The 21301-nt window shown below is 64.7% G+C and carries 22 protein-coding genes; 12 read left to right on the top strand and 10 right to left on the bottom strand.

The features are described from left to right. Positions 1-158 precede the first annotated feature (158 nt). From K7W03_RS14785 to K7W03_RS14770, 4 genes are all read right to left on the bottom strand, one after another. Positions 159-1520 (bottom strand): amidohydrolase, encoded by a 1362-nt coding sequence (locus K7W03_RS14785; RefSeq protein WP_222886672.1) that lies wholly within the window; start codon positions 1518-1520, stop codon positions 159-161. A 142-nt stretch (positions 1521-1662) separates the two neighbouring features. Next, a complete protein-coding gene (locus K7W03_RS14780; RefSeq protein ID WP_025549728.1) occupies positions 1663-2217 on the bottom strand; it encodes a hypothetical protein in 555 nt (184 codons plus the stop codon). Between the two features lie 159 nt (positions 2218-2376). Continuing rightward, on the bottom strand, positions 2377-3171 hold the full coding sequence (locus K7W03_RS14775; RefSeq protein WP_025549729.1) for a 3-hydroxybutyrate dehydrogenase: 795 nt from the start codon (positions 3169-3171) through the stop codon (positions 2377-2379). Beyond that, positions 3168-4346: a patatin-like phospholipase family protein gene (locus K7W03_RS14770; RefSeq protein ID WP_044662741.1), complete on the bottom strand. Its 1179-nt coding sequence runs from the start codon at positions 4344-4346 to the stop codon at positions 3168-3170. Before K7W03_RS14770 ends, K7W03_RS14775 begins: the two co-directional genes overlap by 4 nt. A gap of 158 nt (positions 4347-4504) precedes the next feature. Here K7W03_RS14770 and K7W03_RS14765 point away from each other — a divergent pair, with 158 nt between their 5' ends. After that, entirely contained in the window at positions 4505-5374 is an 870-nt protein-coding gene (locus K7W03_RS14765) for a neutral zinc metallopeptidase (RefSeq protein ID WP_222886671.1), read from the top strand. A gap of 9 nt (positions 5375-5383) precedes the next feature. On the opposite strand, the gene K7W03_RS14760 is transcribed toward K7W03_RS14765, so the two are convergent. Both K7W03_RS14760 and K7W03_RS14755 read right to left on the bottom strand, forming a co-directional pair. Then, entirely contained in the window at positions 5384-5731 is a 348-nt protein-coding gene (locus K7W03_RS14760) for a hypothetical protein (RefSeq protein ID WP_222886670.1), read from the bottom strand. A gap of 153 nt (positions 5732-5884) precedes the next feature. Continuing rightward, entirely contained in the window at positions 5885-6076 is a 192-nt protein-coding gene (locus tag K7W03_RS14755) for a hypothetical protein (protein WP_025549732.1), read from the bottom strand. Between the two features lie 82 nt (positions 6077-6158). Between K7W03_RS14755 and K7W03_RS14750 the strand changes: the two genes are divergently transcribed. The 7 genes from K7W03_RS14750 to K7W03_RS14720 all read left to right on the top strand — a co-directional run bounded on the left by K7W03_RS14750 (position 6159) and on the right by K7W03_RS14720 (position 12835). After that, positions 6159-8846, top strand: a complete 2688-nt coding sequence (locus K7W03_RS14750; protein WP_222886669.1) for a bifunctional [glutamine synthetase] adenylyltransferase/[glutamine synthetase]-adenylyl-L-tyrosine phosphorylase — start codon at positions 6159-6161, stop codon at positions 8844-8846. A 2-nt stretch (positions 8847-8848) separates the two neighbouring features. Further along, a complete protein-coding gene (bcp, locus tag K7W03_RS14745) occupies positions 8849-9310 on the top strand; it encodes a thioredoxin-dependent thiol peroxidase (RefSeq protein ID WP_222886674.1) in 462 nt (153 codons plus the stop codon). Next, positions 9307-10116 carry a ferritin-like domain-containing protein gene (locus K7W03_RS14740; protein ID WP_222886668.1) on the top strand — a complete coding sequence of 270 codons (810 nt, stop codon included), beginning with the start codon at positions 9307-9309 and terminating at the stop codon, positions 10114-10116. Before bcp ends, K7W03_RS14740 begins: the two co-directional genes overlap by 4 nt. A gap of 109 nt (positions 10117-10225) precedes the next feature. Next, on the top strand, positions 10226-10948 hold the full coding sequence (locus K7W03_RS14735) for a peptidoglycan DD-metalloendopeptidase family protein (protein ID WP_025549735.1): 723 nt from the start codon (positions 10226-10228) through the stop codon (positions 10946-10948). Positions 10949-11024: 76 nt separating this feature from the next. Next, a complete protein-coding gene (gene erpA / locus K7W03_RS14730) occupies positions 11025-11351 on the top strand; it encodes an iron-sulfur cluster insertion protein ErpA (RefSeq protein ID WP_025549736.1) in 327 nt (108 codons plus the stop codon). Between the two features lie 109 nt (positions 11352-11460). After that, positions 11461-12234: an exodeoxyribonuclease III gene (gene xth / locus K7W03_RS14725; protein WP_222886667.1), complete on the top strand. Its 774-nt coding sequence runs from the start codon at positions 11461-11463 to the stop codon at positions 12232-12234. A 67-nt stretch (positions 12235-12301) separates the two neighbouring features. After that, complete coding sequence (locus K7W03_RS14720; protein WP_222886666.1) at positions 12302-12835, top strand: DUF2239 family protein; 534 nt, start codon at positions 12302-12304, stop codon at positions 12833-12835. An 89-nt stretch (positions 12836-12924) separates the two neighbouring features. On the opposite strand, the gene K7W03_RS14715 is transcribed toward K7W03_RS14720, so the two are convergent. Further along, positions 12925-13806 carry a metallophosphoesterase family protein gene (locus K7W03_RS14715; RefSeq protein ID WP_222886665.1) on the bottom strand — a complete coding sequence of 294 codons (882 nt, stop codon included), beginning with the start codon at positions 13804-13806 and terminating at the stop codon, positions 12925-12927. Between the two features lie 66 nt (positions 13807-13872). On the opposite strand from K7W03_RS14715, the gene K7W03_RS14710 reads away from it, so the two are divergent. Further along, positions 13873-14775, top strand: coding sequence for a diacylglycerol/lipid kinase family protein (locus K7W03_RS14710; RefSeq protein ID WP_222886664.1), 903 nt, complete (start codon positions 13873-13875; stop codon positions 14773-14775). A 116-nt stretch (positions 14776-14891) separates the two neighbouring features. On the opposite strand, the gene K7W03_RS14705 is transcribed toward K7W03_RS14710, so the two are convergent. Further along, positions 14892-16049 (bottom strand): hypothetical protein, encoded by a 1158-nt coding sequence (locus K7W03_RS14705; protein WP_044660032.1) that lies wholly within the window; start codon positions 16047-16049, stop codon positions 14892-14894. Between the two features lie 153 nt (positions 16050-16202). On the opposite strand from K7W03_RS14705, the gene K7W03_RS14700 reads away from it, so the two are divergent. Next, complete coding sequence (locus K7W03_RS14700) at positions 16203-17270, top strand: fatty acid desaturase family protein (protein WP_222886663.1); 1068 nt, start codon at positions 16203-16205, stop codon at positions 17268-17270. A gap of 61 nt (positions 17271-17331) precedes the next feature. Here the strand turns inward: K7W03_RS14700 and lptG are convergent, their stop codons facing one another. Both lptG and lptF read right to left on the bottom strand, forming a co-directional pair. Continuing rightward, positions 17332-18435 carry an LPS export ABC transporter permease LptG gene (gene lptG, locus K7W03_RS14695; protein WP_140042364.1) on the bottom strand — a complete coding sequence of 368 codons (1104 nt, stop codon included), beginning with the start codon at positions 18433-18435 and terminating at the stop codon, positions 17332-17334. Positions 18436-18438: 3 nt separating this feature from the next. Beyond that, positions 18439-19659 carry an LPS export ABC transporter permease LptF gene (gene lptF, locus K7W03_RS14690; RefSeq protein ID WP_044660030.1) on the bottom strand — a complete coding sequence of 407 codons (1221 nt, stop codon included), beginning with the start codon at positions 19657-19659 and terminating at the stop codon, positions 18439-18441. Between the two features lie 130 nt (positions 19660-19789). Between lptF and K7W03_RS14685 the strand changes: the two genes are divergently transcribed. Both K7W03_RS14685 and K7W03_RS14680 read left to right on the top strand, forming a co-directional pair. Beyond that, positions 19790-20284, top strand: a complete 495-nt coding sequence (locus K7W03_RS14685) for a DUF2141 domain-containing protein (protein WP_025549743.1) — start codon at positions 19790-19792, stop codon at positions 20282-20284. 9 nt (positions 20285-20293) lie between these two features. After that, the gene (locus K7W03_RS14680) at positions 20294-21262 is read left to right on the top strand and encodes a diacylglycerol/lipid kinase family protein (protein WP_025549744.1); all 969 of its coding nucleotides are present in this window, start codon (positions 20294-20296) and stop codon (positions 21260-21262) included. The last annotated feature ends 39 nt before the right edge of the window (positions 21263-21301 follow it).

Below are 21301 nucleotides of genomic sequence, written 5' to 3'. Positions count from 1 at the left end.
AGGCCAATACATTCCCCCTCCCGCAGGCGGGAGGGGTTAGGGGTGGGCTGGCGCGACATCTGCGTCGTTTTGCAACCGCTAACCTGGAAGCTCGCTTCGCTCGCGCCCACCCCCTAGCCCCCTCCCGCCTGCGGGAGGGGGAATGAGGGGCTTCAGCCTCAATCCCGTTTCAATATGTGCATCGCCAGCACCGTCATGGCTTCGCTGGCGGTGGCGATCACCTGGTCGGCCTGGGGCGCCCAGAAGGGACTGTGCAGCGACGGCAGGCTGACCTCACCGGCCTTCGCCTTCGCCATCTGGTCTGCCGGCACGCCGCCGACCCAGAAGATGAAGCTTTCGATGCTCTTGTCGGCGCGGTAATAGCGGCCAAAATCCTCTCCCGCCATGGAGGGTCTGGTTTCGCTGACGGTGCCCTCGGGGAAATGGGCCTTCAGCACGTCCGCCATCCGGTTGGCGAAGGCGGGCGGATTGTAGGTGGAGGGCGTGAATTCGTCCTTTACGGAGATCACCGGCATCCTGTCGTCCGGCACGCCCGCCGCAATGGCTTCCCCGCGGGCGACGCGTTCTATGCCCCGGATCAGCTTTTCCCGGGTTTCATCGGAATAGCTGCGCACGGTGAGCAGCATCTTCGCGTCGTCGGGAATGACATTATGCTTGGCGCCGCCCATGAAGCTGCCGACGGTGACGACGGCCGGGTCGAACGGGTCCTGTTCCCGGCTGACCAGCGTTTGCAGCGAGGTCACGATCCGCGCGCCGATCACGATCGGGTCGCGCGTCGTCTGCGGATAGGCGCCATGGCCGCCCACGCCCCGCACCAAAAGGTCGACGCTGTCCACATTGGCGAGCGCGAAGCCCGGCGTATAGCCGATCTTCCCCGCCTCCAGATTGGCGGCGTCGTGGAAGGCGATGGCATGGGTCGGGCGCGGGAAGCGGGTGTAGAGCCCATCCTCCAGCATCAGCCGCGCGCCACGGCCCACTTCCTCGGCCGGCTGAAGGATCATCACCAGCGTGCCCTTCCATTCCTCCTTCATCGTGGAGAGGAGCCGCGCGGTTTCGATGAAGGCGGTCATGTGCGTGTCATGGCCGCAGGCGTGCATCACGCCGGTTTCGGCGCCGTCGGCGGTCTTGGCCTTCACCCTGGAGGCGAATTCCAGCCCCGTCTGCTCGGTCACGGGCAGTCCGTCCATGTCCGCGCGGATCAGCAGCACCGGGCCGGAGCCGTTCTTCAGTACCGCGACCACGCCCGTTCCACCGACCTTTTCGGTGACGGTGAATTTCATCGCCTTCAACCGCCGGGCGAGCTTGGCGGCGGTGGCGCTTTCCTGTTCGGACAGTTCGGGATTGGCATGCAGGTCGCGATAGAGGGTCATCAGCCCATCCATGTCCTTCGCGATGGTCGCTGCGATGGCATTGGCCGGCGTCGCGGGCGTCGCCCCATTCACAGGCGCGCCAGGGGACTGGGCATGGGCAATGGAGATAAGGCTGGCGGCGGCCATGACGGCCGTCAACGCATGACGCATCGATGGGTCTCCCTGATGGAAGAAGCAACCATAAGCGGATTTGCCGCGCCTTTTAAGGGGCTTCGGCATGTCCAGCCTGTTTCCCCCAAGCAAAAGCGCCCGCCGTTGCCGACGGGCGCTCCTGCCGATGCCATGGGAGGGATCAGAAGTGGAAGATCACGCCAGCCGTGGGCCGGAAGCTGTCGAAATCATAGGTTTCGGTCTGGAAGCGCAGGCGGATGCCGCTATTGCCCGTGACGCCGCCCAGACCGATGTCCTTCGGGCCGACCTCGACGCCCAGGCCGTACATCCAGTCCTTGCGGTCCGGCCAGCCGCCCTTGCCGTTGACCCACTGATAGCCGGCCGACGCGAAGATCATGCCGCTTTCACCGGCCCGCGCGCCGAAACGGCCCTTCACCCCATATTCCCAGTCAATGTCGCTGAAACCCTTGGTCGCATTGCCCTCGACGCCCACGAAGACGGGACCGAGCGGCACGTTGACGCCCGCGACGCCGCTGATGATCGCGCCGTTCATGATCGTCTCGCCGGGCACGCTGCCGAATTCGGTGCCACGGTCGAAGGTGTGATAGCCGCCCAATATGCCGACATAGGGTTCGACGCCGAAGGCCTGGGTGCCGTCGGGCGCCGTTTCCTCCTGCGCCGACGCGACGGAAGGCAGCGCCGCAACAAGTGCGGCCGCAACGAGATATTTCTTCATGAGGAGTCCCTTTTCCAATTTCGCCGCATGGCGTGTCGGAGGGGATAACCTGCGCTGGTCGCATCAGGTTTCCTCAATGAAAACAAATCCTTCCCGCTGTCCCCAATATGACACAATCCATGTTAAGGAATTGCGCGCAGACGACTGGGATGGATATGGCTATTGCGCGGTCCAGCCGCCGTCGATGCTCATATTGGCGCCGGTGATGTTCGCGGCGGCATCGCTGCACAGATAAAGCGCCATGGACGCCACCTGATCGACCGTGACGAACTGTTTGGTCGGCTGCCCCGCCAACAGGACGTCGTTCATCACCTGCTCCCGCGTCATGCCGCGCGCCTTCATCGTGTCGGGAATCTGGTTCTCCACCAGCGGCGTCCACACATAACCGGGCGAAATGCAGTTCGCCGTGATGCCGAAGGTCGCCAGCTCCAGCGCCAGCGTCTTGGTGAAACCCGCGAGGCCATGCTTGGCCGTCACATAGGCGCTCTTATAGGGAGAGGCCGTCAGCGAATGCGCCGAAGCCGTCTGGATGATCCGTCCCCATTTCTTCTCCTTCATGAAGGGAATGGCGAGACGGGACGTGTGGAAGGCGCTGTTGAGGTTGAGCGCGATGATGAGGTTCCATTTGTCGACCGGGAAATCCTCGACCGGCGCCACATGCTGCACCCCTGCATTGTTGATGAGGATGTCGACGCCGCCGAATGCGTCCGCCGCCTCCTTCATCATCGCCTCGATCTGCTCGGTTCTGGTGAGGTCATGGCCGCTATAGAGCGCCTTCGCCCCGCTCAACGCCTCCAGCCCGGCGCGTTCCTTCTCGATCGCGTCCGCATCTCCGAAGCCGTTGATGACGACATTCGCGCCTTCCCCGGCCAGCGCCTTGGCATAGGCAAGGCCGATGCCGGAGGTCGATCCGGTGATGAGGGCGGTCTTGCCGGACAGGAATTGGCTGCTCATGCCTGCTTCTCCTTGAGATGGTCGGGGGCGTCGAGGTCGAAGGTGGAGCTTTTCCCATTGACGATGTTGCGGGCGATGAGGTCGCCCTTGTGCATCACTTCCTCCACCGCGTCGCGGCCCTGCGCCCAGTGGTCGAGCATGGTGGAGCGGGAAAATTCGAAGTCGCGCGCTCCGCTTTCCCACGCGCGGCTGCGATAAATGAGGTGGACGATGTTGACCGAACCCACGTCCAGTAACTGGCGCAGCCGCTGCGCGTCCGCGTCCTCCTGCAATTCGGGCGGCAGTTTGTCGAGCAGGGCGCGGATCGCCTTATGCTCCTTGCGCAGCCGCAGATACTGGTCCGTCACCTGGCGGGTGCGGCTGGAATATTGAATGTCCTTGGTCCGGGAATAGACATCGGTCATCTGCCGGGGCATTGGCCCTTCGGCGGGGAACAGGTCGACCTGGAACACCAGCATATCCTCGCTCTGATGGTCCAGCACATGGGCGAGCGGGGTGTTGGACACGATGCCGCCGTCCCAATACCAGCGCCCGTCGATCTCGATGGGCGGCAGGCCCGGGGGCAGAGCGCCCGATGCCATGATGTGGCGCGCGTCGATCCGGGTGTTGCCGCCCCGGCCGCGCGTATCCCAATAGGCGAAATTGCCGCTTTCCACATCCACTGCGCCCACCGACAGCCGCACGGGCCCGTCATTCAGCAGGTCCCAGTCGATGCAGGCGTCCAGCGTGTCCTTCAGCGGCGCACTGTCGTAGAAGCTGATCGCGCCGGCCGTCCCTTCCGGCATCAGCGGCGCGGGCCAGAGGCGCGGGCGGAACATGCCCGGCACGCCGAAGGTCGCGACCGTGCCCGCCGCCATCAGATGGGCGGCCTCCCGGATATGGTCGATTTCCGGCAGGACGACATTGGGCATGCCGCCAGAGACGGTCAGCCAGAATTTCTTGAGCCGGCTGAGGCGCTTGTGCGGCGGATTGCCGGCGATGATGGCGGCGTTGACCGCGCCGATCGAAATGCCCGCGACCCAACTGACGTCGATTCCCAACTCGTCCAGCCGCTGATAGACGCCCGCCTGGAAGGAGCCGAGCGCTCCGCCGCCCTGCAGCAACAGGGCGACTTCGCGGGGGAGGGGAAGCGGCATATTGGCGCGCCTGCGCGGCTGGGATTCGGTGTCGGCCATGTCGCAGCGCAATATAGAATAGTCTTCCGGCATTCCAACTGAATGTCTCGTTACATTCTCTTCATGGGACGGTGCGCTCGCCGCAACCCGCATTGCATCGGGGACGTTTCCACCGGCGACGGAATGGAATAGGCAGGGCAAGGAAAGAGAGGGACGAGATGCGGCTCGACGACGAACGGGAAAGCACCAATTTCGAGATCCAGGAGGGTCGCGGCGGCTTCGGCGGCGGGATGGGCGGTGGTCTGGGCCTGCTGCTGCCGCTGATCGGCAGCCGTTTCGGCTGCGGCGGGATCGTCGTGGTGCTGATCATTCTGGCGGTCATGGGCGTCAATCCCCTGAGCCTGATGGGGGGTGGCGGCCAGATGCCGCAGGGGAGCGAGGTCAGCCGCGACACCTCCAAACTCAGCGATATACAGCATTGGTCCCTGAAGGTGCTGGGATCGACCGAGCGCGTCTGGGGGTCGCTCTTCCAGCAGGCCGGCCGGCAATATCAGCCGACGGTCCTTTACTTCTATTCCCAGAGCGGCGTGTCGGGCTGCGGCGCGGCGCAAAGCGCCATGGGCCCCTTTTATTGCCCCAATGACCGCAAAGTGTATCTCGACACCGACTTCTTCACCGAACTGCGCCAGCGCTTCGGCGCCCCTGGCGATTTCGCCCAAGCCTATGTGATCGCGCATGAAGTCGGCCATCATGTGCAGGATCTGGAGGGGACTTTGGGCGAGGTGAACCAGCGGCAGCGCGCTGTCAGCGAGGAACAGGGCAATGCGCTGCAGGTGCGGGTCGAATTGCAGGCGGACTGTTATGCGGGCGTCTGGGCCAAGCGCACCGGCCTCATGGAATCGGGCGATCTGGAGGAGGGGATGAAGGCGGCGCAAGCCATAGGCGACGATACGCTGCAAAAGGCGGCCGGCCGCCGTCCCGTGCCGGAAAGCTTCACCCACGGCACCAGCGAACAGCGGATGACCTGGCTGCGCAAGGGACTCGACAGCGGCGATCCCGCGCAATGCGACACCTTCAAGGAAATGTGAGGTCCGGCCCTATTCGGGCACCTCGTCGGACGGCTGCACGCCTTCGATCGGCGTCGGGTTCGGTACGGGCGCAGCGGGCAGCCCTGCGCCCGGGGCGAGGAAGGGTCTGCCGGCTTCGGGCATGGGCTGGCCCAAGTCCGCAGCGCCCGGATCTTGGGCGCCGGTGTCTTGGGGCGGCGTTGGGGACGGCGCGGCCTGGGCGGGCATCACCACGGGCGCTGAAGCCGGAACAGCTGAAGCCGGAACAATCGCCGCGGACGGCACGACATGACTGGATTGGGGCACGAAGCTTTCCACCGTCAGTACGATGATCGGAGCCGCGATTAGGGTCACGGCGGCAAAGGCCTTGTAGATCATGGGGCGCGTCCATTCATGATCACGTCATCATAGGCGCGGATCGTAAATAAAATGCTGTCGCCCCCTTTGGAGGTGGCTGGCCTGATTGCGGCGATCCCCCCGACGCCCCGCTCCTCCGCAGGAGCGCGGTGGGTCTGGCCGATCCGACGGAAACTAATGCCGGTCGAGTTTCTCCAGCAGGTCCAGCATGTCGTCCGGAACAGCGCCGCTACCCGCACGGAAGGTCGAACGCAACGCATTGCCGATGCCCTCATAGGGCTGCGGAACGCCGATATTCAGGACGCGGCGGATCGCGCCATCCTGAATCCGGGCCGACCGGCTGAGGGGTTTTCGTTGCATTTCCATGGTAAGATAACTGCCAAGCGGCGCAAAAGTTTCTGGTGTTCGTCGCAATGGCACGCAATATCGGCTCCATTATGGGAGATTCATGGTGACGGACCGTTTGGCGGTCGCGGCAAGGATCAGGGCGCATTCGCCTTTCCTGGCCCGGCAATTGGATCGCTTTCCGGATGTTGCCGATCTGGTGGAGAGCGGAGATTTCGAGGGGGCCTGGGCCGCCGCGCAGCAGGTGGCAGCGCCCGATGACGGCATTGCCCGGTCGCTGAGGCGCAGGCGTGGCGCGGTGGCCCTGGTGACCGCAGCCGCCGATCTGGCGGGCGTCTGGGGACTGGACCGGGTCACGCGCACCCTGTCGGACTTTGCCGACCAGGCGCTGGAGGAGGCGCTGGCCGCCGCCATGGCGGAGCGCTATCCGGACGCGGAGAAGCGGGGTTTCGTGGTGCTGGCGCTCGGCAAGCATGGCAGCCGGGAACTGAACTATTCGTCGGACATCGATCCGATCCTGCTCTACGACCCGAAGACGCTGCCCCATGGCGAGCGGGAAGACCCGGCGGACGCGGCCGTGCGCATTGGCCGGCGGGTCAGCGAACTATTGAATGCCCGGGACGGCGACGGCTATGTGTTCCGCGTCGACCTTCGCCTGCGCCCCTCTCCGGAGGCGACGCCCATCGCCCTGCCGGTGGAGGCGGCGATCGGCTATTATGAATCGACCGCGCTCGGCTGGGAGCAGGCGGCGTTCATCCGGGCCCGACCGGCGGCGGGCGACCTGCCGCTGGGCGATTATTTCATGCAGGCGATCCGCCCCTTCGTCTGGCGCCGCAGTCTGGATTTCGGGGCCATCGATGCGATCACGGACATCTCCCGCCGGATCCGCGACCATTATTCGCAGGGTCAGGCGTTCGGGCCGGGCTATGACCTCAAGCGCGGGCGCGGCGGCATAAGGGAAGTCGAATTCTTCGCGCAGGTGCACCAGCTCATCCATGGCGGGCGCGATCCTTCCCTGCGGTCGGGCAATACGCGTGAAGCCTTAGGTGCCTTGGCGGCCGCCGGCGTGTTCGAAGCGGAGGTCGCCGCCAGGCTGGACGAGGCCTATGTCCTCTTCCGCACCGTCGAGCACCGGTTGCAGATGGTGGAGGATCGCCAGACCCATGAATTGCCCAAGTCGGCCGAGGCGCTGGATAATGTCGCGCGCCTGCACGGGCTGGAGGATGGCGGAGCGCTGCTCGACCTGCTGCGCCCGCATGTGCAGTGGGTGGGCGGCAATTACGACCGGCTGACCCCAGCGACGCCTGATGAATCCCTGTCGCTGGACGAGGAGAGGCTGAAGGCGCAGCTTGCCGAACTGGGTTTTGCCGATCCGGAAACGCCGCTGGCGCGGATCGCGCGCTGGCGATCGGGCACGGTCCGCGCATTGCGCAGCGGCGCGTCGCGGGAGGCGCTGGAGCAATTGCTGCCGGGCCTGATGCGCACGCTGGCCGCGGCGCCCGATCCGGCGCGGGCGCTCAACCGGCTGGACGATCTGGTCGGCCGCCTGCCGAGCGCGATCAACTTCTTCAAGCTGCTGGCGGCGCGACCCGGCCTTGTGGAACTGCTGGCCGAACTGCTGAGCCATGCGCCGACGCTGGCCGACGCGCTGGGGCGGCGGGCGGAACTGCTCGACGGGCTGATCGACACCTCCGCCTTCGATCCGCCGCCCCCTGTGGAGATGCTGGCCGACCAGTTCGCCCGGCTGGAGGAGGGGGAGGATTATCAGGCGCTGCTCGACCGGGTGCGCCAACGGGTGAACGACCGCCGCTTCGCCCTGGGCGCGCAGATCATTCGCGGCGGCGATCCGCTGGAGGCGGGCCGGGGCTATTCCCGCGTGGCCGAAGCCGCCATCGAGGCGTTGGGCGCCGCCACCGTCGCGGAGTTCGAGCGCGCCCATGGAAAAGTGCCCGGCGGCGAGATGGTGATCCTGGCGCTGGGCCGGCTGGGCGGCGGAGTGCTGACCCATGCGTCCGACCTCGACCTCGTCTATCTCTTCACCGGCAGCTTCGAAACCGAATCCGACGGCGCGAAGCCGTTGGGCGCGACGCAATATTTCAACCGCCTTGGCCAGCGCATCACCAATGCCCTGTCGGTGCACACCGCGGCAGGCCCGTTATATGAGGTGGACACGCGCCTTCGCCCTTCCGGCGCGCAGGGGCTGCTGGCGGTCAGCCTGGACAGCTTCGCCCGCTATCAGCGGGAGGAGGCGTGGACCTGGGAGCATCTCGCGCTCACGCGCGCCCGCCCGGTCTTCGGCTCCGATGCCGCGCGCGCGGCGCTGGGCGCGATCCTGACGGAAACGCTTGAGCGGCAGCGCGATTTCGACGAACTGGCGCGCCACGCGGTGAAGATGCGGGGGGACATCGCGAGGCACAAACCGCCCGCGAGCGATCTGGACGTGAAGCTGGTGCCGGGCGGGCTGGTCGACCTGGAATTCCTGATCCACGTCACCCAGTTCCGCCACAATATGGCGTTCGACCCCGATCTGCGCGCCGCGCTGGAGCAGCTTGCGGCGGCCGGCCACCTGCCGGGCGAATTGATCCCAGCCCATGATCTCATCACCCGCTTTCTCGTCGTTTCCCGCCTCGTTTCGCCGAAATCGACCGAACCTCCGCAAGCCACCCGGCCTCTCGTCGCGCGGGCCTGCGGCGTCGAAAGCTGGGACGCGCTGCTTGAAAGCTACGGTAAGGCCCGGCAAAGGGTCGGTGACGCATGGGCGGCGCTGGCGGCGCCCTTCAAGGAGGAATGACGATGCTGGATGTGGGCGATGCCGTGCCTGAAGTGACGCTGAAGGATGCGGATGGGGTGGATTTCACCCTGGCGCGCTACAGGGGCAAGCCCCTGGTCGTCTATTTCTATCCCAAGGCGGACACGCCCGGCTGCACCAGCGAAGCCAAGGATTTCACCGCGCTAGCCGCCGATTTCGCGGCATTGGGCGTGCCGGTGGTCGGCATATCCAAGGACAAGCCCGCCAAGCTCAAGAAATTCGCCGAAAAATACGGGCTGACCGTCACGCTCGCCTCCGACGAGCCGGGCGAGATGTGCGAGGCTTTCGGCACCTGGGTCGAGAAGTCGCTTTACGGCCGCAAATATATGGGGATCGAGCGGGCGACCTTTTTGATCGGGGCTGACGGGAAGATCCTGCGCGTCTGGCCCAAGGTGAAGGTCAAGGGCCATGCCGCCGAGGTGCTGGAGGCCGGACAAGGCCTTTGACGCTTCCTGTTTCCATCGACAGCGTCGGCGCGGCCTGCGCCCATGTGCTGCTGACCCCCGATCCGTTGGCCAAGCTGATGGCGGCCCGGGCGGTCGCAAGGAACTGGCGGCTTGGGCGGCTGGCCCATCGCTTCGACGCCGCCATGCCGGATCGCCCGGCGCGCCCGGGAAAGCCCGAACTTTTGCCGCCCAACCAAATGCCCAAGCGCGGCAGGATCGGTTCGGAACGGGCGCGGATCGCGATGCTCCATGCGCTTGCCCATATCGAATTCGTGGCCATCGATCTCGCCTTCGACCTGATCGGGCGGTTCGGCGCGGAATTCCCGCCGGAATTCACCGGGGAATGGATGCGGGTGGGCGCCGACGAAGCCATGCATTTCGCGCTGCTTGACCGGCGTCTGCGGCAGTTGGGCAGCTTTTACGGCGCTTTGCCCGCGCATGACGGGCTATGGCAGGCCGCGAGCGAGACGGCGCACGATGCGCTCGCCCGCCTTGCCATCGTGCCGATGGTGCTGGAAGCGCGCGCCCTGGACATCACCCCTGCCACCATCGTCCGCTTCCGGGGAGCGGGCGATGAAATGTCGGCGCGCATGTTGCAGAGGATCATGACAGATGAGATTCGCCACGTCTCCGCCGGGACGACATGGTTCGGCCATGCGACGAAACGACTGGGCGTGAACCCCGCAAAACATTACCAAATCCTTGTGAAACGCCACTTTCGGGGTGCGTTGAAACCTCCGTTCAACGACTCGGCGCGCCGACAAGCCGGTTTAACGCGGGAATTTTACACGCCGCTTGCACAATAAGGCGGGACATGTCCTCTTTGTTCCAGCGGGTGGCGGCATCAGCCGCATTTTGGAAACGTGGGGATTAGGCCGAGAGGCGCAAAGCCTCCGGTCGAGAGTCGGGGTCGGCATGTTGGTTCTTCATTCTGATAATGCGCGCGCTGCGCGATGGTTCCGTTCTGCACTTAAAATCGCTGGAGCGATGGGTATGGCGGGAGCGCTCTGCGCCGCAGTCCCGGCTCAGGCCAAGGCAGATGAAGACGATCCCTATGGCGATGCGTCGGAAATCAACACCAGCACGCTCGGCCCGGCCGATGTCGGCTTCTCCAATCTCTTCTCCAGCCTTCAGCGGCTCGACGGGCAGGCCAAGTCGAGCAACTACATCCCCTCCGGGCGTCCGGTCGAGAAACTCTCCCTGACCTCCAATTTCGGTGTCCGCTCCGACCCGTTCAATGGCGGCGCCCGCATGCACAAGGGCATCGACATCCCCGGCCCGACCGGCACCAAGATCTACGCGACCGCCGACGGCATCGTCAGCCGCGCCGGCTGGGCCAGCGGTTACGGCAATCTGGTCCAGATTTCTCACGGTGGCGGCATGGAAACGCGCTACGGCCACATGTCGAAGCTGCTGGTCGCCGCCAACAGCTATGTCCATCGCGGCCAGTTGATCGGCCTGATGGGTTCGACCGGCCGTTCCACCGGCAGCCATCTGCATTATGAGGTGCGCGTCGACGGCCAGGCGATCAACCCGATCCCCTTCGTGGCCGGACCCGATTATCTGGTGGCGATGAACACCAAGCCGCCGATCGCCATGGGCGGCCCGACCAAGGCCCAGGAAAAGGCGGCGGACTGAGCCGAACTTTTTTCTCTTTCCAAGGCCCGGCACGCGAAAGCTTGTCGGGCCTTTTGCTTGATCCTATTTAAACGTCATGACCGACATCGATCTTACGCCCTCTGCCGCTGCCCGCGTGGCCGCCATTGCCGCCAAGCAGGGCAAGCCCGCCATCTTGCGTCTGGCAGTGGAGGGCGGGGGCTGTTCTGGCTTCCAATATCGCTTCGGTCTGGCCGAGGCGGTGGAGCCCGACGACATCATGGTCGAGCGCGACGGCGTGACGCTGGTGGTGGATGACGTCAGCATCGATCTGGTGCGCGGTTCGGCGGTCGATTTCGTGTCCGATCTGGGGGGCAAGGCCTTCAAGGTGACGAACCCCAACGCCACCGCCGGCTGCGGTTGCGGCACCAGCTTCTCGGTCTGATAGCGCTCTCTCCCCGTTCGGGCTGAGCTTGTCGAAGCCCTTCATTTCCTTAAAAGGGCACGCGCCGGTTTGATGCGATTCAGGCCGACCGAAAGAAAGACAGGCCCTTATGCGCATCGCCACCTTCAACATCAACGGAATCAAGGCGCGCCTGCCGCGCTTGCTGGAGTGGCTGGACGAGACCCGCCCCGACATCGCCTGCCTTCAGGAAATCAAGACCTCCGACGACACTTTCCCGGTCAAGGACATCGAAGATGTCGGCTATGGCGCGATATGGCACGGGCAGAAGGGGTTCAACGGCGTCGCCATCCTTGCGCGCGGCGAGACGCCGGTGGAGGTCCGCCGCGGCCTGGAAGGGGAGCCGGAGGACGAGCATAGCCGCTATCTGGAAGCCGATGTAAAGGGGCTGCGCGTCGCCAGCATCTACCTGCCCAACGGTAATCCGCAGCCGGGACCGAAATTCGATTACAAGCTGCGCTGGATGAAGCGTCTGCGCCTTCGCGCTGCGGAAATCTGGGCGGAGGAAGTGCCGGCGATCCTGGCGGGCGATTATAATGTCATTCCGCGTGACAGGGACGTCTATTCGGTCAAGGCGATGGCCGACGACGCGCTGATGCAGCCGGAAAGCCGCGCCGCCTATCGTCGCTTGCTGGGCGACGGCTGGACGGATGCCATCGCTTCCCGGCACCCGGCGGGCGGGATATGGACCTATTGGGATTATCAGATGAACGCTTGGCCACGCGACGCGGGGTTCCGGATCGATCATCTGCTGCTCAGTCCCGCCGCCGCCGACCGCCTGATCGAGGCGCAGGTCGACAGGGATTTTCGTGGGCGGGAAAAGGCCAGCGATCATGCCCCTGTCTGGGTGGAACTGACCGAATAATTTTACCCGGACGTTATTGACTCTATTTTACCCGGATAATAAATGTTGTGCCGAAGGAGATTTCGGCATGACGCGCACTTTGACCGCCTTTGCGGGCGACCTCTGGATTGCGACGGGTGATGAGGAAGAGCTGCGGGCAACGCTTCATGCCATGGGGACGGAGGCGCAGTCTCTGCTGCTGTTCGACGACAGCACCGGGCGGCAGGTGGATATCGATCTGGGCGGTCCAGTGCAGGAGATTTCCCGCGGCCGGGGGCGGCCCCGGCTGGGCGTTCAGGCGCGTGAAGTGACTCTGCTCCCCCGGCATTGGGACTGGCTGGCGGCGCAACCCGGCGGCGCGTCCGTGACGCTGCGGCGTTTGGTCGAGGCGGCGCGCAAGGACGCGGACACAAAGCCATCGCCTCGCGCGGCGATGGACGCGGCTTATCATTTCCTGACGGTGATGGCGGGCGACCGGCCCGGTTATGAGGACGCCATTCGCGCGCTTTATGCAAGGGACAAGGCGGGGTTCGACCTTGCTGCTGCCGACTGGCCCAGCGCCATCCGGGATCATGGCGCGGCCCTTGCCCAGGGAGCATTCGACCAGAGCGCGCCGCGTTGAATCGGACGCTGGGCGTGCGTTCTAACTTTGCGTTGTCGCATCCTTTTCAGCAGACATCGGTTCCCACATCCCCACACAGCCTGCCGGCCTCAGCTTCTCGCCTTTTCCGCTACCTGAATTCCCGGCAGGCCCGCCGGATCGGCCATGTCCTGCCCGATCCACGCGCCGCCCTGTTTGAAATAGCCGATATGGTGGCCCCGCTGGAAACTGGCGCCGTCCCATACCACCACCTGCACTTCTATCTCGTCATGGCGGTGAACGTGCAGCCAGTTGAAGCTTTGCGGCTCGGCATTGCGCAGGCGGGTGGAGGTCGCCGTTCCCGCCTGGATCACCAGCGCGCCGCCCGAATGCGCCACCATCTTCTCCGCCGCCTCCGCATAGGTGCGATGGAAATGGCCGGCCAGCGCGATATGGATGCCTGCTTCCGCCGCCGCGCGTACGGCATCCTCATGCCTTCCGACAGCTTCGCTCAACTCGCCGCCCTTGCCGATCGGCATGGCGAAGAGCGGGTGATGGGTGACGAGGATGCGCGTCTTCTCCGGCGCGACCCGCGCGAATCTTTCGCGAAGCATGTCCATCTGGTCATGGTTGATCCGCCCATCCTTGATCGTCAGCGATCGCGCGGTGTTGAGCCCCAGTATCGCGACCGCATCATCCTCGTAAAAAGGGCACAGATCATTGCTGATATAATGTTTGTAGCGGCGCAGCGGCGCCCCGAAGCGGCGCGCCAGATCGTAGAGTGGAATGTCATGATTGCCTGGTACCACCAGCAGCTTCATGCCCGCCGACCGCAGCCGGTTGAGCCAGGCGGCGGCCTGCCGGAACTGTTCGCGCCTCGCGCGCTGGGTGAAATCGCCGCTGATGACCACCAGGTCCGGCTGATGCTGTTGCAGCCAGGCCTCGGTGGCGGTGACGATGCGGGGATCATGGGCGCCGAAATGAATATCCGACAGATGAGCGATGCGGGCCATGAACCATGAACGGGCAAGGCCTTTTATGGTTTCGGACCTTGGAGCGCAGTTGCGTGTTGTCGAGGCATGGAAACGACATCCCCGCCCGTCAGGAACCTGCCGCATGAGGCGGCGCTGATCGTCAATGTGCATTCCCGCCGGGGAGAAGCCATGTTCAAGGATGCCAAGGCCAGGCTGGAGGAAGCGGGCCTGCGCCTGATCGCAGCCCATGCGGTGAAGGAGCCGGAGCGATTGCAGGAAACGGTGCGCAGGGCCATCGCGGACGGCGCGCCGATGGTGATCGTCGGCGGCGGCGATGGATCGCTGTCCGGCACTGTGGATGAGCTGGTGGGCAAGGACTGCGTCTTCGGCGTGCTGCCGCTGGGCACCGCGAACAGTTTTGCGCGGACGCTGGGCATTCCGCTCGATCTGGAAGGGGCGGTGGCGGTCATATCCGGCGGCCGGCGGCGGCGAATCGACCTGGGCATGATCGACCGGGACTATTTCGTGAATGCGGCCTCGCTGGGGTTGTCCCCCCGGATCGGGGAGACGGTGCCGCACAAGTTGAAGCGTTATCTGGGACGGATCGGCTATCTGCTCTGGGCGGTCAAATGCTCCATAGGCTTTCGCGCCTTCCGGTTGATGCTGGACGATGGGATCAGGCAGCGCAGCATGTGGGCGACGGAAGTTCGCATCCTCAACGGCCCCTATCATGGCGGGGTGGAACTGTCCGATCAGGCCGATGTGGACACCGGGGAGATCGTGATCCAGGCGGTAGTGGGGCGCAGCCACGCCCGGCTGGCCTGGGACTGGTACGCCAAATTCTTCAAGCTGCGCGACCGGGACGCGCAGACGGAGGAGTTTCGCGGCAAGGCGTTCCGGATCGAAACGGCGCCGCCGCAGAGCATTTCCATCGACGGCGAAGTGCTGGCGAAGACGCCGGCCATGGTGAAGATCGCGGCCGGCGTGGTGGATGTGGCGGTGCCTTAACCATTCTCCTTGGGCGGGCTTTCAGGCTGAATTCAGCATGGGCGCCAAAGCAGAAGCGTGCTTCTGCTTGCGTCCCTTCATCCCCTCCACGGGAAGCTATGGGATGCGGACAGCGCCTAAAGGGGTTTTTCATATACCTGATAGACCTTGTTCACCTTGCTCTCAATGGCGTCGGCAATGGCGTTCATGCCCTGATTGTCGTCCAGCACCCAGCCGATCTCGCCGCGCGTCGCGCCATAATGCGCGGTCGCGCTGCGGCGGATATATTCGATCATCATGAAGGCCAGCTGGCTCGCCATGCGGGAAGATTGCAACCGCTGCACCACGCCCATCAGCGGCACGCGCATGGTCCGCACCTTCGGCTTCCTCAGCCACCAGAGCAGTTTCGCCCAGCCGAAGGGAAAGAGCGAGCCGTTGAGCGGCGCTATCGCTTCGTTGAGATCGGGCAGCGTCATCATGAAGGCGACAGGCTCACCCTCCAGCTCCGCGATCATGATGAGGTCGTTGAACACAATGGGCTTCAACTGCTTGCCGAAATGGGCGACCTCCTCGTCGGTGATCGGCACAAAGCCCCAATTATTGCCCCAGGCGTCGTTCAGGATGCTGAGGATGATCGCCGCTTCGCTGTCAAATTTCGACTTGTCGACCTTGCGGATGCGGATGCGTTCGTTCTTCTCGCCCGACTGGACGATGCGCTGGATCAGCGGCGGGAATGGCCGGGTGATGTCCAGTTCATAGGTCTTGAGCTGCTTGACCGGCCGATAGCCCGCGTCCTCCACCATGGCGCGATATTCCGGCTTCGCATGGCCCATCATCACCGTCGGCCTGTGGTCGAAGCCTTCGATCAGCAGCCCCGGCTCCTCCCAGATCGACAGTGAGATCGGCCCCAGCACGCGGGTCATGCCCTTGGCCCGCAGCCACCCCTCCGCCGTCGCGATCAAGGCTGCGCCGGTTTCGGCATCCTCCGCCTCGAACAGACCGAAATTGCCGGTGCCCGGCCCCATGCCCTGCTCGGCGGGCTGGGCCAGCGCCAGATGATCGAGATGCGCCGACACCCGTCCCACGACCCTGTCGCCGCGGCGGGCCAGGAAATATTGCGCCTCGGCATGGCCGAAAAAGGGGTTCTTGCCCGGCGTGATCAGGCTGTAGACCTCATCCTTCAGCGGCGGCACCCAGTTGGGATCGCCGGCATAGAGCCGCCAGGGTAGATCGACGAAAGCCTTGCGGTCGGCCTTGGAAGTTACGGGGGTAATCACCAGTTCTTGATTGGCCACGGCGCAGGACGCTTTCGCTGGAGAGGTTTGGGCAGAGCAGTTCGGCGCTTGTTCCGGGAATGTCAATCGGGACATGAGCGGATGGGATCATCATGACCAAATCGTCATGTTGCTGCCCCAATTGCAGCGCATTTACCCTTTAGGAACCACGGCATGACTGTGCACGATCCCCTTATTGCAGCCGCGTCGCGGACGAAAAGCGCGATCCCCGACGATGCGGCGATGCTGCGCGCGGCGGCCGACCTGACCCGCGAACTGTCGACGGCCCGGCCCGCCATCTATTGGCCCGACATGCTGGCATCGGCTCTTGTCGGCTATGCCGCGCTGGCCGGGGCGATCCTGACCGGCGATGCCGCTCTCATGCTGGCGTTCGGCCTGGCGGCGATGCTGGCGCTTTATCGCGCGGCCAGTTTCATCCATGAGCTGACCCACATCCGCAAGGGCGCGTTGCCGGGTTTCCGCCTTGGCTGGAACCTGATCGTCGGCATCCCCCTGATGATCCCGTCATTCATGTATGAAGAGGTGCATACGCAGCATCATGCCCGCACCCGCTATGGCACGGCGAATGATCCGGAATATCTGCCGCTGGCGCTGATGAAGCCCTGGTCGCTGCCGCTGTTCATCCTGGTGGCGGCGCTGGCGCCGTTGGGTCTCATCCTGCGTTTCGCCGTGCTGACGCCGCTCAGCCTGATGGTCCCGCCGCTGCGGCGAAAGGTGGTGGCGGAATTTTCCGCGCTCTCGATCAACCCCGCCTATCGCCGCCGCGTGCCGGAGGGAGACTTTGCCCGCCAGTGGACGTGGCAGGAGGCGGGCGCGTGTCTTTTCGCGCTGGCGCTGGTCGGCAGCATCTTCGTCTTCGGATGGAAGCCGCTGCTCACCTATATGGCGGTGCATTCCGGCATGACCGTCATCAACCAGCTCCGCACGCTGGTCGCGCATCTGTGGGAAAATGAGGGCGAGGCGATGACCGTCACCGCGCAATATCTGGACTCGGTGAATGTGCCGCCGCCGTCGCCCTTGGCCGCGATCTGGGCGCCGGTGGGGTTGCGCTACCATGCGCTGCATCATCTGCTGCCGAGCGTGCCCTATCACGCGCTGGGGGAGGCCCATAAGCGGTTGGTGGCGACGCTGGCGAGCGATTCGCCCTATCACAAGGGCAACTATCCCGGCATGTGGCCGCTGGTGGGGAAGATCGCGCGCTCGACGATGGGGAAGCGTTAACTCCACCGCCCCCGCTGGTGCTCCCGAGAGGGCAGGAGCATGTCATCTCCGGAGGCGAGGATTATTCCTCCGTCCGGAACAGCACCGTCTCGCCCACCAGCAGGAACAGCAGAAACGGCGCCCAGGCCGCCAGAAAGGGCGGATAGGCCCCGAGGTTCCCCATGGCGAGCGAGAAATTGTCCGCCACGAAATAGGCGAAGCCGAGCGCCATCCCCATCACCGCGCGCACGAACAACTGTCCCGACCGAGCCAGCCCGAAAGCGGCCACCGACCCCAGAATCGGCATCAGCAGCGCCGACAAAGGTCCCGACAGCTTGTGCCACAGGCTGCCCTCCAGCTCCGCCGTCGGCCGCCCCGCATCATGCAGGTCGCTGATCGCCGCCTGCAACTGGCTGAAGGTCAGCGCATCCGGGTCGACCTTCGCCAAGGTGAACTGATCGGGCCGTATGTCGTGGCCAAAGCGCACCGTGCCGATCTGCCGCTCCGTCCCACGCGCGACGTCGAACTGCCGCGCGTCCTCCAGCACCCAGCTTCTGGCCGAAGCGTCATAATGGCCCCTGGGCGCCTGGACGATGGTGGTCAGCGTGTTGTTGATCCGGTTGAATATCTCCACCTTGCGGAGCTGGACCGCCGTGCCCCGTCCGGCGACGATGGCGGCCGTGACCAGATTGTTGCCGTCGCGCACCCATGGGCTGGTCTTGACCCCGCTGTCGGGGGGCAGGGGGCCATAGTCGACGGCCTGCCAGGCGGAAAGGCGGGCGGTGGACCGCGCCACGATCCGCTCGTTGAAGGCATAGCTGATGAGCGCCACGCCCAGCGCCGCGGCCAGCAGCGGCGCCAATATCTGGTGCGCCGACAGCCCCGCCGCCTTCATCGAGATGATCTCGCTGTTCTGGTTGAGGCTGGCGAGCATGATCAGCGTGCCGAGCAGCACCGAAAAGGGCAGGAAGCGGGCGACGATCTGCGGCGCCCGCAGCGCCACATAATGCCATAATTGCGCATCGCCATTGCCGGCATAGGCAAGGATGTCGCCTGATTCGCCCAGCAGGTCGAGGGTCTGGAGCACCGCGACCAGCATCGCCAGCACCGCGAAGGTCCGGGTCAGGAACAGCCGGGCCATGTACCAGCTAAGCTGGCGCGACGGAAAGAAGTTGAGCTGATGCATGGGTCAGGCGGCTCCTTCCGCCGGGGTTTCCGCCCTTGGCCGTCGCCGGACGAGGCCGATCAGCCGCAGGAACTGCTTGGCGATCTTGGCGAAGGCATATTCCAGCGCGGCGATCGGCTGGCCGCCGGGCCGGTGCGCGATCACATGGTACATCCACAGGATCAGGCCCGCGAACAGCAGGAACGGTCCCCATAGAGCGATGATCGGGTCGATCCTGCCCAGCGATCCCACGCCCTGCCCATATTCGTTGACCTTGTGATAGGTCACGATGAACACGATGGAGAGGAACACGCCGAGCGCCGATGTGGACCGTTTCGGCGGAATCGCGAAGGCGAGCGCGGCCAGCGGCAGCAGCAGCATCATCGCCACCTCCACCATGCGGAAATGGAAATTGGCGCGAATCTCGTTGCGCAGCTTGTCGGGCGTGCCGGGATCATGGCCGATCACCACCAGTTCGGGGATGGTCTTTTCCCGGTCGACGTCGCGGCCGCGGAACTTCTCGATCTGCGGCAGGTCGATGGGCAGGTCGTGGCTGGAGAAGGACAGGATTCGCGGCGACTTGTATTTGGGCGCGTCGTTCACCAGCACGCCATCGCGCAGGCGGAAGATGATGGTGTCGGGATCGTCGGTGGCGAGGAAACTGCCCTGCGCCGCCGTCACCGCCACGGTTTGGCCGTCCTTGCCGACGGCGCGCACGAAAATCCCTTGCAGGTTGCGGCCCTCGTCCAGGCTGCGTTCGATCCGCAGGGTCATGCGCTTGCCCAGATTGGTGAATTCGCCCACCTTGATCGACGCCCCCAGCGCGCCCGACCGCAATTCGAAGCGCAGCGCCTCATAGGCATGGCGGGACAGCGGCTGGACGAAGCCGACAATGCCGAAATTCAGCAGCGCCAGCGCGATCGCAAACAGATAGGGCACGCGCAGCAGCCGGCCATAGGACAGGCCGACGGCCCGCATCACGTCCAGTTCCGACGACAGGGCCAGCTTCCGGAAGGCGAGCAGGATGCCCAGCATCAGGCCGATGGGAATGCCCAGCGACAGATATTCGGGCATCATGTTCGCCAGCATCCGCCACACGACGCTGACCGGCCCGCCCTCCGCCGCGACGAAGTCGAACAGGCTCAGCATCTTGTCGAGCACCAGCAGCATGGCCGAGATCACCAGCGTCCCCAGCATGGGCAGGGCGATCAGGCGGGCGAGGTATCTGTCGGTGGCGGTCAGCATTTCTCTATGTGGTCGTCCCATCACCATGATTTGGCCGCAAACCCCCCCCATATGCGAGTCAGGTAAGTTGCGGGGCGAACAGGGGCTCGCCGTCCGGTGTCACTGGGCGGCTATAGCTTCACGGAGTTGGATGGTCATGTTCAAAGTTGCAGTGGGTCTGATGTCGGTAGGGGCATTGTTCGCCGCCGCCCCGGCCATCGCCCATGGTATGGAGATCGGCAACGACCTGGAACGCTGCTCCACGGACGCCAAGGGCCCGGCGGTTCTGGTCGACGTGCGCGGCTTCGCTGCCTCGACCGGCAAGGTGCGCGTGCAATCCTATCCCGCGACGAAGGCGGCCTGGCTCGCCAAGGGCGAATGGCTGGGCCGTATCGACGTTCCGGTGAAGGCCAGCAACGGCGCAATGCGTTTCTGCATGCCTGTGCCGCAACCCGGCAAATATGGCATCGCCGTGCGCCACGACCGCGACGGCAACGGCAAGACGGACATTTCGCGGGACGGCGGCGGATTTTCGAACAATCCGTCGATCAGCATCTTCAACCTGGGCAAGCCGGGGGTCGAAAAGGCCGCCTTCTATGCAGGGCCGGGCGTGACGAAGATCACCATCAACCTCAAATATATGTGATCCCCGACCATGGTCCGCGTCGCCCTTTTGTCCAACCCCAAATCCACGGGCAACCGGCAGACGCTTCCGCGCGTGCGCAGCTATTGCGCCAGCAATCCAGACATCTTCCATTATGAGGTGGAGCATGTCGACCAGATCGGCCGGGCGCTACAGACCATTGCCCGCGTCGATCCCGTCGTCATCGTCATCAACGGCGGGGACGGCACGGTGCAGGCGGCGTTGACGGAACTGTATCAGGGCGAGCATTTCAAAGGCCGCGTGCCGCCCATCGCGGTGCTGCCCAACGGCAAGACCAATCTGATTGCGCTGGACCTCGGCATCCATGGCGATCCGATCAAGGCGCTGGAGCGGATCGTCCAGATCGCCAAGGCGGGCGTCGACGACCATGTGGTGGCGCGCGAGCTGATCGCCCTGTCGGACGGGCAGGCGGAAAGCCGGCCGGTGCTGGGCATGTTCCTGGGCGGAGCGGGGCTGGCCGACTACATGCTCTATTGCCGCAACCAGATATATCCGCTGGGCCTGTCCAACGGCCTCAGCCATTTTCTGACCGTGATCGCGGTGCTGGTGTCGCTGATCTTCGGCATCCGCGCCCGATTCCTGCCGCAATCCAGCCGCCCGGTGCGGATTTCCCTGATCCGCGACGGGCAATTGGCGGGGCGTTTCGCCGTGCTGATCGTGACGACATTGGAACGATTGCTGCTTGGCGTGCAGCCGGGGGACAGCCGGCGCGGCAATATGAAGCTGATGGCGGTGGACCAGAGCCTGTCCGCCCTGCTGCGCCTGTTCTGGGCGAGCATCACCAGACGGGTCGGCAAATCGCAGATGCAGGGCATCCATCTGGAACAGGGCGATGTCATCCGCATCGAGGGCGACCATAGCAGCGTCATTCTGGACGGCGAACTGTTCGAGGCGTCGGAAGGCAAGCCCATCGTCCTGCGCTCGACAGAGCCGGTGCCTTTCTTGAGGTTGGCGGCCTAGAAGCGGCGTGAAGGCTGGTTGGCCGTCATGGCGCGTCGG

It is taken from the genome of Sphingobium sp. PNB, assembly GCF_019873065.1.
In the GTDB taxonomy this organism is placed as follows: Bacteria; Pseudomonadota; Alphaproteobacteria; order Sphingomonadales; family Sphingomonadaceae; genus Sphingobium; species Sphingobium fuliginis.
The sequence above is the reverse complement of the archived record's forward strand: the minus strand, read 5'-3'. Positions and strand labels throughout refer to the sequence as shown.

Bases quoted from the DNA above. Each gene is read 5' to 3' on its own strand.
- erpA (WP_025549736.1), top strand. From the start codon at position 11,025: ATGACCGACATCGATCTTACGCCCTCTGCCGCTGCCCGCGTGGCCGCC.
- K7W03_RS14765 (WP_222886671.1), top strand. From the start codon at position 4,505: ATGCGGCTCGACGACGAACGGGAAAGCACCAATTTCGAGATCCAGGAG.
- K7W03_RS14700 (WP_222886663.1), top strand. From the start codon at position 16,203: ATGACTGTGCACGATCCCCTTATTGCAGCCGCGTCGCGGACGAAAAGC.
- K7W03_RS14710 (WP_222886664.1), top strand. From the start codon at position 13,873: ATGGAAACGACATCCCCGCCCGTCAGGAACCTGCCGCATGAGGCGGCG.
- K7W03_RS14680 (WP_025549744.1), top strand. From the start codon at position 20,294: ATGGTCCGCGTCGCCCTTTTGTCCAACCCCAAATCCACGGGCAACCGG.
- K7W03_RS14785 (WP_222886672.1), bottom strand. From the start codon at position 1,520: ATGCGTCATGCGTTGACGGCCGTCATGGCCGCCGCCAGCCTTATCTCC.
- K7W03_RS14770 (WP_044662741.1), bottom strand. From the start codon at position 4,346: ATGGCCGACACCGAATCCCAGCCGCGCAGGCGCGCCAATATGCCGCTT.
- xth (WP_222886667.1), top strand. From the start codon at position 11,461: ATGCGCATCGCCACCTTCAACATCAACGGAATCAAGGCGCGCCTGCCG.
- K7W03_RS14735 (WP_025549735.1), top strand. From the start codon at position 10,226: ATGTTGGTTCTTCATTCTGATAATGCGCGCGCTGCGCGATGGTTCCGT.
- lptF (WP_044660030.1), bottom strand. From the start codon at position 19,659: ATGCTGACCGCCACCGACAGATACCTCGCCCGCCTGATCGCCCTGCCC.
- K7W03_RS14755 (WP_025549732.1), bottom strand. From the start codon at position 6,076: ATGGAAATGCAACGAAAACCCCTCAGCCGGTCGGCCCGGATTCAGGAT.
- K7W03_RS14780 (WP_025549728.1), bottom strand. From the start codon at position 2,217: ATGAAGAAATATCTCGTTGCGGCCGCACTTGTTGCGGCGCTGCCTTCC.
- K7W03_RS14720 (WP_222886666.1), top strand. From the start codon at position 12,302: ATGACGCGCACTTTGACCGCCTTTGCGGGCGACCTCTGGATTGCGACG.
- K7W03_RS14750 (WP_222886669.1), top strand. From the start codon at position 6,159: ATGGTGACGGACCGTTTGGCGGTCGCGGCAAGGATCAGGGCGCATTCG.
- K7W03_RS14775 (WP_025549729.1), bottom strand. From the start codon at position 3,171: ATGAGCAGCCAATTCCTGTCCGGCAAGACCGCCCTCATCACCGGATCG.
- K7W03_RS14715 (WP_222886665.1), bottom strand. From the start codon at position 13,806: ATGGCCCGCATCGCTCATCTGTCGGATATTCATTTCGGCGCCCATGAT.
- K7W03_RS14760 (WP_222886670.1), bottom strand. From the start codon at position 5,731: ATGATCTACAAGGCCTTTGCCGCCGTGACCCTAATCGCGGCTCCGATC.
- K7W03_RS14685 (WP_025549743.1), top strand. From the start codon at position 19,790: ATGGTCATGTTCAAAGTTGCAGTGGGTCTGATGTCGGTAGGGGCATTG.
- lptG (WP_140042364.1), bottom strand. From the start codon at position 18,435: ATGCATCAGCTCAACTTCTTTCCGTCGCGCCAGCTTAGCTGGTACATG.
- bcp (WP_222886674.1), top strand. From the start codon at position 8,849: ATGCTGGATGTGGGCGATGCCGTGCCTGAAGTGACGCTGAAGGATGCG.